This is a genomic window from Nocardia sp. NPDC060220 (assembly GCF_042727815.1).
In the GTDB taxonomy this organism is placed as follows: domain Bacteria; phylum Actinomycetota; class Actinomycetes; order Mycobacteriales; family Mycobacteriaceae; genus Nocardia.
Map to the genome: position 1 here is coordinate 1 of NZ_JBHWZY010000174.1, position 10,009 is coordinate 10,009.

At 68.8% G+C, this 10,009-nt stretch carries 7 protein-coding genes, 1 tRNA gene and 1 pseudogene; 1 reads left to right on the plus strand and 8 read right to left on the minus strand.

Features of this window, described 5'->3' with window-relative positions:
* From ACFWF3_RS11770 to ACFWF3_RS11805, 8 genes and pseudogenes are all read right to left on the minus strand, one after another.
* On the minus strand, positions 1-247 hold a 247-nt coding region (locus ACFWF3_RS11770), incomplete at its 3' end, for a TetR/AcrR family transcriptional regulator (RefSeq protein WP_379313643.1).
* A 52-nt stretch (positions 248-299) separates the two neighbouring features.
* Entirely contained in the window at positions 300-1,286 is a 987-nt protein-coding gene (locus ACFWF3_RS11775; protein ID WP_379313636.1) for an NADPH:quinone oxidoreductase family protein, read from the minus strand.
* A gap of 70 nt (positions 1,287-1,356) precedes the next feature.
* A pseudogene (locus tag ACFWF3_RS11780) lies at positions 1,357-2,375 on the minus strand (phosphotransferase family protein).
* Positions 2,376-2,385: 10 nt separating this feature from the next.
* Positions 2,386-3,168: an SDR family oxidoreductase gene (locus ACFWF3_RS11785; protein WP_379313637.1), complete on the minus strand. Its 783-nt coding sequence runs from the start codon at positions 3,166-3,168 to the stop codon at positions 2,386-2,388.
* A gap of 1 nt (position 3,169) precedes the next feature.
* The gene (locus ACFWF3_RS11790) at positions 3,170-4,384 is read right to left on the minus strand and encodes an acyl-CoA dehydrogenase family protein (protein ID WP_378990552.1); all 1,215 of its coding nucleotides are present in this window, start codon (positions 4,382-4,384) and stop codon (positions 3,170-3,172) included.
* Between the two features lie 15 nt (positions 4,385-4,399).
* The gene (locus tag ACFWF3_RS11795) at positions 4,400-5,221 is read right to left on the minus strand and encodes an SDR family oxidoreductase (RefSeq protein ID WP_379313639.1); all 822 of its coding nucleotides are present in this window, start codon (positions 5,219-5,221) and stop codon (positions 4,400-4,402) included.
* A gap of 194 nt (positions 5,222-5,415) precedes the next feature.
* A complete protein-coding gene (locus tag ACFWF3_RS11800; protein ID WP_379313640.1) occupies positions 5,416-8,649 on the minus strand; it encodes a carboxyl transferase domain-containing protein in 3,234 nt (1,077 codons plus the stop codon).
* A complete protein-coding gene (locus ACFWF3_RS11805; RefSeq protein WP_379313642.1) occupies positions 8,646-9,305 on the minus strand; it encodes a TetR/AcrR family transcriptional regulator in 660 nt (219 codons plus the stop codon). The genes ACFWF3_RS11800 and ACFWF3_RS11805 overlap by 4 nt, the downstream gene beginning before the upstream one ends.
* A gap of 114 nt (positions 9,306-9,419) precedes the next feature.
* On the opposite strand from ACFWF3_RS11805, the gene ACFWF3_RS11810 reads away from it, so the two are divergent.
* Positions 9,420-9,493 (plus strand) — tRNA-Asp (locus tag ACFWF3_RS11810).
* Positions 9,494-10,009 lie beyond the last annotated feature (516 nt).

Below are 10,009 nucleotides of genomic sequence, written 5' to 3' on the forward strand. Positions count from 1 at the left end.
CCATCCCGGGATGCATCATGTCTTCCTGGGCGTGCTCCAGGATCGCCGCGAAGATCTCCTCTTTGCCGGCGAAATAGGTGTAGAAGGTGCCCGAGGAGCATTTGGCCTCCTGGGTGATGTCCACGAGCCGGGTATCGAGATATCCCGTGCGCTCGAACACCTTCCGTCCCGCGTCGATCAGCGCTGTCCTGGTGCGCAGCCCGCGCGGCGTGGCGGGCAGCTCGCGCAGCAGCGAGGTGCGCGCCATCGAGGGTGGCGCGCTGTCGCCTGCGGTCTCCGCACGTCGTTCCATGCCCTATTTATAGCCGGGGGTGGAACACGAGCCTGCCGACGGTGTCGCCGTCGCCGAGGCGGCCGAGGCCGTCGGGGACGTCGACGAGCGAAAGGCGTTCGCTGATCAGTGGTCTCACCTTGCCCGCCGCGGCCAGCCGCGACAGCTCGGCGTGGCAGTCGGCGATCGCCTGCTGGTTGTACTGCTTGTAGAGCCCCCAGTGCAGGCCGATGATCGAATAGTTCTTGATCAGCGCGTGATTGAGCGCGGGCTGGGGGATCGTGCCGCCCGCGAAGCCGATCACCAGGATGCGACCTTCGAAGGCGATGCATTTGGTGGACTTGGCGTAGGCGTCGCCGCCGACCGGGTCGTAGATCACGTCGGCGCCACGGCCGCCGGTGAACTCTTTGACGATCGGCACGAAATCCTCTGTGCGCCGGTCGATCACGAGGTCGGCGCCGAGGCGGCGGCAGTAGTCGGCCTTCTCCGGGCCGCCGACGACACCGATCACCCGCGCGCCCGCCGCCTTGCCCAGCTGCACGGCGGAACTGCCCACGCCACCGGCGGCGGCGTGCACCAACAGCGTCTCGCCGGGTTGCACCCGAGTGCGCCGGTGCAGGGCGAACCAACTCGTCTGATAGCCGATGACCAGTGCGGCGGCCTCGGCGTCGTCGAGGGAGTCCGGTGCGGGAAACGCGCTGTCGGCATCGAGCACGGCCAGCTCGGCGAACGCGCCACCGGGCAGGTTCGTGGTGCCGACGATCCGGTCACCGACCGCGAAATCGGCGCCGTCGCCGACCGCCACCACCTCACCGCACAGTTCGACGCCGGGCGTGAACGGCAGCGGCGGCTTGACCTGGTACTGCCCACGACACAGCAGCACGTCGGGGAAGTTGGCCGGCGCCGCGAGGACACGCACCAGCACCTGCCCCGGTCCGGCCACCGGATCGTCGATGTCGTTGAACTGCAGTACTTCCCGCGGTTCGCCGAGTTCGGTTACCTGCCATGCTTTCATCGTCGATCAGTCCTTCGGTCCGCCGGCGAGGTAGTGACCTGGCCGGCGGCGGTCTCGGTTGCGGTGCGAGTCATGTCTGGATGTGTTCGGTGAGATCGAGTGCCTTGTGCACGATCGCGTCGATGCGTTCGACGGTCGGGGTGCCCGCGGCGGCCCTGTTCTGCGGGGTGTCCCGCGCTCGGCGCAGCACGCCCTCGGCGATGACGGCGAGCTTCCACAGCCCGAAGGCGTGCCAGTAGCGCAGGGCGGCCGGGTCGCGGCCGGTCAGCGCGAGGTAGGCCGCCGACATCTGCGCGCGGTCCGGGAAACCGGGCAGTGCCGACGCGGGAAAGTCGCCGCCGGTGTTCTCGCCCGGTTCCGTCCAGTAGGCGAGCAGGCTGCCCATGTCGGCCAGCGGGTCGCCGAGGGTGGACAGTTCCCAGTCCAGCGCGGCCACGACTTCGCCGGTGTCGTGCGCGGTGATCACGTTGCGCAGGTGGAAGTCGCCGTGCACGAGGGTCACCTCCCGCTGCTCCGGGATGTCGGCGGTGAGCCTGCGGGTGAGCTCGTCGAGCTCCGGCAACTCCCGGGTCTTGGATTGCTCCCATTGCCCGCCCCACCGTTTGAGCTGGCGGACGGCGTAGGGCCGGTGACTCGCCAGGTCGGCGAGGCCGACGGCAGCCAGGTCGACCGCGTGGATCTTCGCCAGCGTGCGCGGAAGCGATTCGGCGATGGCCCGACGACGCTGTGGGTCAGCGATTCCACGATCGCCATGGTGTCGACCACCTGCCCGTCGACGAATTCCATCAGCACCATCGGTACCTCCGACACCGCCGGATCGTCGACGACACCGAGAATCCGCGGCGCCGGGACATCGGTGGATTCGAGCGCCGCCATGATCCTGGCCTCGCGCACCACATCGTGCGCGGAGGCGAGCAGGTGCCCCAGCGGCGGCCTGCGCAGCACCCATCGGCGGTCCGCGTCGTCGCGCACCAGATAGGTCAGGTTCGATTGGCCGAGGCCGATCCGGTCGAAACGCAGTGGCGCGGTGTGCTCGACGCCGACCGCGGCGAACCATCTTCCGATGGCGACCGGGTCGACGCCGACCACCTCGTGTGCGTCAGGCACCGACCGAGGCTCCGCTCCGGAACGGGGCGACGTCGCCGAGCCGCTGGCCGCCGTCGATCACCATGGTTTCGCCGGTGATCCAGCTCGCCGCGTCGGAGACCAGGAAGGCCACTGCGGCGGCGACGTCGTCGGGCTCGCCGATCCGGTCCAGTGCGGTCGAGGCCGAGAGCTCGCGCTCCTGCTCCTGCCACAGCGCTTCGGCCAGCTTGGTCCGCACCACGCCCGGCGCGATCGCGTTGACGCGCACCTTCGGCGACAGTTCCATCGCCAACTGCTTGGTCAGGTGGATCAGCGCCGCCTTGGACGCGTTGTACAGCCCGATGTTGGGCTCGAGACTCAGGCCGCCGATCGAGGTGGTGTTGACCACCGCGCCGCCGTGCTCGCCCATCCACGCGCGGGTGACCAGCTGCGTCCACAGCACGGGAGCCCACAGATTCACGTCGAAGATCTTCGCGAAGCGGGCGTGATCCTGGTCGATCGTCGGGCCGAACGCCGGGTTGGTGCCCGCGTTGTTGACCAGGATGTCGACGCTGCCGAACCGCTCGACGGTCAGCTCGACGGAGCGCCGCGCGGCGTCTTCGTCGACGACGTGCGCGCCGACTCCGATCGCGGTGCCGACGATCTGGGCCGCGGCCGCGTCCGCGGATTCCTGTGTGCGCGCGGTCAGCACGACGTTCGCGCCCGCGGTGGCCAGCGACTGGGCGATCGCCAGTCCGATGCCCCGGGAGGCGCCGGTGACGATGGCGGTGCGGCCGGTGAGATCCAGTCCGGTCATATCAGTTGCTCTCCTTGTACTTGCGCAGTTCCTGCCGTGCGATGGCACGCTTGTGCACTTCGTCGGGGCCGTCGGCGAGCCGCAGTGTGCGCAGGTGCGCCCAGGCGGCGGCGAGCGGGAAGTCGTCGGTGACACCGCCGGCGCCGTGTACCTGAATGGCCCGGTCGACGACCTTCAGCGCGATGTTCGGCGCGGCCACCTTGATGGCGGCGATCTCGGTGCGCGCGGCCTTGTTGCCGACGGTGTCCATCAGGTGCGCGGCCTTGAGCGTGAGCAGCCGGATCATCTCGATCTCGATGCGCGACTCGGCGATCCAGTCCCCGATGTTGGCGTTGTCGGCGATGGGCGCGCCGAAGGTGACCCGCGCCTGCGCGCGCTTGCACATCATCTCCAGCGCGCGTTCGGCCATCCCGATGCTGCGCATGCAGTGGTGGATGCGGCCGGGGCCGAGCCGGGCCTGGCTGATCGCGAAACCCTCGCCCTCGCCTTTGAGCACGTCGGTGGCGGGCACGCGCACGTCGGCGAAGTCGATCTCGGCGTGGCCTTCGCGTTCCTGGTAGCCGAAGACCGGCAGCCCGCGCAGGATCGTGACGCCCGGTGCGTCGATCGGGACCACCATCATGGTCTGCTGACGGTGCGGCGCCGCGGTGGGATCGGTCTTGCCCATCACGATCATCACACGACAGTTCTTGTGCAAGGCGTTGGTGGCGAACCACTTTCGGCCGTTGAGCAGGTAGTCGTCGCCGTCGCGCACCATCGACAGTTCGATATTGGTGGCGTCGGAGCTGGCCACCCGCGGTTCGGTCATCGCGAACGCCGACGCCATGGTGCCGTCGAGCAGTGGCTTCAGGTACTTCTCTTTGTGCTCCTCGGTGCCGAACAGCTCGAGCACTTCCATGTTGCCGGTGTCGGGGGCGTTGCAGTTGCAGGCCTCGGCGGCGAGGTGGCTACGGCCCATGATCTCGGCCAGCGGCGCGTACTCGAGGTTGGTGAGGCCGGGTCCGCGCCCGGGGTGCGGGTGGAAGAGGTTCCACAGGCCGCGCCGTTTGGCCTCGGCTTTGAGCTCTTCGAGGACGGGCGGCTGGAAATGGGGGTCGCCGGATTCGCGCATCTGCGCCTCGTAGACGGCCTCAGCCGGGTAGACGTGCGCGTCCATGAAGTCGAGCAGGTCTTCGGAATACTTCTTCGCGCGATCGCTCAGATCGAACAGTGACATGGCTTTGTCTCTCGCTCAGTGGGTTTCGGCCAGCAGCGACGACTGGTAGCGGCGCATGCCGCGCAGCCAGCGGTCGTAGTCGGCGCCTTTGTGGCGGTACATGTCCAGCACCTGTGGATGCGGCAGGATCAGGAAGTCCTCGGCGTCGACGGCCGTGAGCACGATGTCGGCCACGTCGGCGGGTTCGAGGACCTCGCCCGCCGCGACGACGGCGCGGGTCGCTGTGGCGCCGAGCTCCTCGCCCGAATTCTGGCCCTCGTACAGCAGTTTCGTGTTGACGCCCATCGGGCACAGGCAACTGACGCGCACGCCTTGGTCGCCGTAGGTGACACTGAGCCACTCGGCGAACCCGACCGCGGCGTGCTTGCTCACCGAGTAGGTGGCCGAACCGATCTGGGTGAGCAGTCCCGCGGCCGATGCGGTGCTGATGAAGTAGCCCGCACCGCGTTCGACCCACTCGGGCACCAGCAGCCGCGCGGCACGGATGTGGGCGCGCAGGTTCACGTCCAGCGAGCGGTCCCACTCGTCGTCGGTGACGTCGAGTCCGGCGGCGCCGACGATGCCCGCATTGGCGAAGTACAGATCGACGGGCCCGAAGTGCTGCTGCGCCACCGCGATCAGACCGCGGATCTCCTCGGTGACGGCGGCGTCGGCGCCGACTCCGACGGTTGTGCCGGGGTGATCGGCGTTGATCTGCTCCGACACCGCCAGCGCGGCGGGCTCGTCGAGGTCGGCCACCACCACCTTCGCGCCCGCCGCGGCGAGTGCGGCGGCCAGCGCGGCGCCGATGCCCGCGCCGCCACCGGTCACGATGGCCACTTTGTCGGCAACTCTCACGAGAATTCCTTCCGTTCGTTCCGTACCGGCTGGGTTCGCAGACCTGCTCGCCGGCCGGGTTCGATCAGCGATGGCTGCTCGGTGATCCGCAGGTCTGAATCTATTGAAAGTTGACGTCAACTTCAAGTCTGGACGCATGCGCGGTGCGACCGGCTGGAAATATGTCGTAAATCACACGGGGAGCGAAGGTGGTATCAAGTGGCCGAGCTGCCGCACGACCCTCCGCGCGCCCGGCTGTCGGCGAGGGTGGCGATCCAGGTGCGGGTGTCGGCGGGGTCGATCACATCGTCGAGCTCGAAACCCGTGGCAGCGGTGAGCGCCTTGCCCGCCTGGTAGCCCATCGCGAGCAATTGCTGGAACAGCGTCTCGCGCTCGTCCGGATCCGTCACGGCGGCGAGCTCTTTGCTGAATCCGAGGCGAACGGCGCCCTCCAGCCCCATGGGCCCGATCTCGCCGGTGGGCCAGGCGACGGTGAACCGCGGCGCGTGGAAGTGGCCCGCCGCCATCGCCATCGCGCCGAGCCCGTACCCCTTGCGCAGGATGATGGTGCCGAACGGCACGCTCAGTTGCGCACCGAGCACGAACAACTTGCTGAACCGGCGCACCGTCGCGGTCTTCTCCGCCTCCGGTCCGACCATGAAACCCGGTGTGTCACACAGGGAGACGACCGGCAGCCCGAACGATTGGCACAGCGTGAGGAACTCGCCCATCTTGTCGGCGGCCTCGGCATCGATCGCGCCGCCCAGATGGTGGCTGCTGTTGGCGATCAAGCCGAACGGTTCGCCGTGTACCCGCACCAGCGCGGTGACGACGCCGACCCCGTAGTCCGCCCGCAGCTCGAGCGCCGAGCCCACGTCGACGATCGCGTCGATGGCGCGGTGGATGTCGTAGGCGCGCAACCGGTTCTCCGGCACCACGTGCCGGGCCAGCCGTGGATCCGGTGCCTCGAATTCGTCGACCCGGCCCTGGAAGTAGCCGAGGTACTGCTTGGCCAGTGCCACCGCGTGCGCTTCGTCGCGGGCGACCAGGTCGACGACACCGTTGCGTCGCTGCACCTCGATCGGACCGATGTCCTCGGGGCGGCAGGCGCCGAGCCCGCCGCCCTCGATCATCGCCGGTCCGCCCATGCCGATATTGGCGTCCGGCGTCGCGATGATCACGTCGCAGACACCGGCCAGGGCGGCGTTGCCCGCGAAGCAGCGGCCCGACACGATCGTCACCAGCGGCACCTTGCCGCGTAGCGCGCCGAGCGCGCGGAAGGTCGTCACGTCCAGGCCCATGCCGGTCCCGTCGGTGTCGCCCGGCCTGCCGCCGCCGCCCTCGGCGAACAGCACCACCGGAATCCGCTTGCGTTCGGCGAGTTCGAAGGCGCGGTCGGTCTTGGCGTGGTTGTTCTTGCCCTGGGTGCCGGCGAGCACGGTGTAGTCGTAGGAGACCACCACCGCCTCGGCGTTGTCGAAGCGGTCGGCGCCGATGGTCGCCAAGCCGGTGACCAGGCCGTCGGCGGGAGTGTTGGCGATCAGGTCCGCTTCGGCGCGTCTGCTGCGTTGTGCGGCGAGCGCGAGTGCGCCGTATTCGACGAAGCTGCCCTCGTCGACCAGGTCGGCGATGTTCTCCCTGGCGGTGCGGCGACCGATCCGGTGCCGTTTGGCCACGGCCGCCGGGCGGGACTCGTCCAGCGTCACGAGGCGCCTGGCGCGGATCTCGTCGACATCGGCGCGAACGCGGTCGGGATCCAACTCTGTGTGCGCGCCGCCGGATTCGTCCGCGCCGGTGCGGGCGATGATGACCAGCGGATCGCCCGGCGCGACGACCTGGCCGGGGCGGACCAGCACCCGGACGGTCCTGGCGGCATCGGGCGCGCTGGCCACATGCTGCATCTTCATCGCCTCGAGCACGGCGAGCTGACCGCCCGCGCCGACGTCGACACCCTCGTCGGCCACCTCGACCACCGTGCCCGCGAGCTGAGCGCGCACGGCCTCCTGCCCTGGATACAGCTCGACCGCGGTCACCGTGGCCTCGGGCTGACCGGCCTGTGCCGCCGAGACGAGTTCGATCAGCCGCTCGGTGAGAAAGCTGGTGGTGGCGAGCCCCGACTGGAAGGTGCTGTCGGCGAAGATCTCTCGCAGGAACGAGAGGTTCGTGCCGATGCCGGTCACGGTGAACTCGGCGAGTGCGGTCGCGGCCTTGCGGGCGGCGGCGGGGAAGGACTGTCCGCGGGTACGGGTGATCACCTTGGCCAGCAGCGAGTCGTAGCGCGGGCTCGGAGTCAGCCCGGCGCGACCGAAGGTGTCGACCCGCACGCCGGGGCCGGCCGGGGGTGCGAAGGTGATCAGGGTGCCCGCGGCCGGCACCGCCGAACCGTCGGCCGTCATCGTTTCCATGTTGACCCTCGCCTGGATCGCGATACCGTCGGCGGCGGCCGGTTCGCCGATGGATTCTGTTCCAGTGGAGACGATTCCGCTCGGCAACCCCAGTTCGTCGAAGGGCGTGCCCTGGGCGATCGCCAGCTGCACGGCGACCAGATCCACGCCGGTGACCTCCTCGGTCACGGTGTGCTCCACTTGGATTCGCGGATTCACCTCGAGGAACACGAATTCGGCGTCGGAGACCAGGAACTCGACGGTGGCCAGCCCGCGATAGCCGACGCGGGCACACAGCCGGGCCGCCGCCGCGTGGAGTTCTCTGCGCTGGGTGTCCGAAAGTCCTTGCGCGGGCGCTATTTCGAGCAGTTTCTGGTGCCTGCGCTGCACGCTGCAATCGCGATCACCCAGTGCCAGCGCTGTGCCGCCGGTGGCGACGATCTGCACTTCGATGTGCCGGGCGTTCTCGAACAGCGTCTCGGCGAAGACCGCCGGATCGCCGAAACCGAGCCGCGCTTCCGCGGCGCACTGCCGGTACGCGTCGTCGATCTCCTGCGCGCTCCGCACCACCCGCATGCCACGGCCGCCGCCACCGGCCAACGCCTTGATCATGATCGCGCCGGGGCGCGTGCCGAAGAACGCGTGAACCTGCTCGACGGTGGTCGGTCCCTCGGTCGCGGGCAAGACGGGGATGCCTGCGGCCACGGCGGTCGCGCGGGCCGAGGACTTGTCGCCGAACAGGTCGAGCACCGAGGGATCGGGGCCGACGAACGTGACGCCGTCGGCCGCGCACGCACGGGCGAATTCGGCATTCTCGCTGAGGAATCCGTAGCCGGGATGCAAGTAGTCGGCGCCGGATTCCTTGGCGGCGGCGAGGATCGCGGCGTGGTCGAGGTAGGCCGTCGCGCCGGTGCCCGCCAACCGGATCGCCTCGCCCGCCGCGTGCACATCGGGATTGTCGGCGTCGTCCTCGGCGTACACCGCCACGGTGTCGATGCCGAGTTCGGCGGCGGTGCGCAGGACGCGCAGGGCGATCTCGCCGCGGTTGGCGATGAGCAGCTTCACGGGATGTCCTCGGATTCGGTGCTGGTGCGGGTCGGGCCGGTGAAGCCGATCAGTCGTTCGGCGATGGCGATGTGGTCGGTGATGAACTGTTCGCGCCGGTCGCGGTCGGCACGGGCGAGCCGGGAGGCGCCGATCAGCAGTGCGTCGGCGAGAGTCTCGACGATCCGCGACGGCGGGGCGCACGGATCGATCCCGCCGCGGACCTCGGTGCGTTCGAGAAACGCGGTGAATCGCTTGCGCAGACGCGTGCGCACCTGCGACCACTGCGCGCCGATCGCGGGATCGATCCCCGCCCGGTGCTCGATCAGCGCCACCAGCGCGCCGTTGGCGAACACGGCTTGCGCGAACGCTCGCGTGGTGGCACCGATGACCTCGGCGGGTGCGGTGACCTCGACGTCCACCACGAGTTGCGCGGCCAGGAACTGCGCGCACACCCGCTCGGTGATCGCCCCGAACACCTCGTCCTTGGACGAGAAATACGCGTAGAACGTCGCCCGGGAGACTCGCGCCCGCGTGGTGATCGTCTCCACCGAGGTCTGGTCGTACCCGCACTCGGCGAAACACCGCGCTGCCGCATCCAGCAACTCGCCCCGGCGCGGACCAGCGCTGTCCTTGCGCGCCGACCTGGCCCGCTCCTGCGCCTCGCTGGTGGTCACCGCCACAAGTGTTGTTGACGTTGACGTCAATGTCAACGCCCGATCCACCGCCTGACCTGTTCGGTTACCGAAACCGATGCCCACCGGGTAATATCCCCCGACGTAACGAAGCAAGGCCCTGTAGCGCAGTTGGTTAGCGCGCCGCCCTGTCACGGCGGAGGTCGCGGGTTCGAGTCCCGTCAGGGTCGCAACACAGCAAAGTCCCCCACACCGATCCCGGTGCGCGGGACTTCGTCGTATCAGCGGACTCAGGTCATTGGCATCATCACGCGGTCACCACAGCGGTGGGCCCGCCCAGGGCCAGGCACGGCGGAGAGTAGACGCGTTTGTCGAGGCGCCGGCAATTGTCGGCGCATCCGCCTACCCGCTGCTCGGGTCGAATAGCCGGGACACTGTCGCGGGCGTTCCACCGCGATGTTGAATACGAGACCATCGAGCCCTCAGCGCATTTCGAGATTCACTCGCGGTCCTGTGTCAAACAATCAGGGATCGAATCGTGACCGCCGAGTCCGGAGAGTCGGTGTCGCCAGGCTGCCGGAGTTGAGTGAGCCTGTGCCAGGTGCCGTGGACGGGTTCTGGCTGCCCTGTGTTGCGAGAGAGACCGGGGTTACGGCTGTAGGTAGCGAGTCAATCTGATAGAAAGCTCGGCAACCGCCCGCAATTGTTCATCGGTAAGCGAAAGGAGTCCTTTAGGAGTTCGTGCG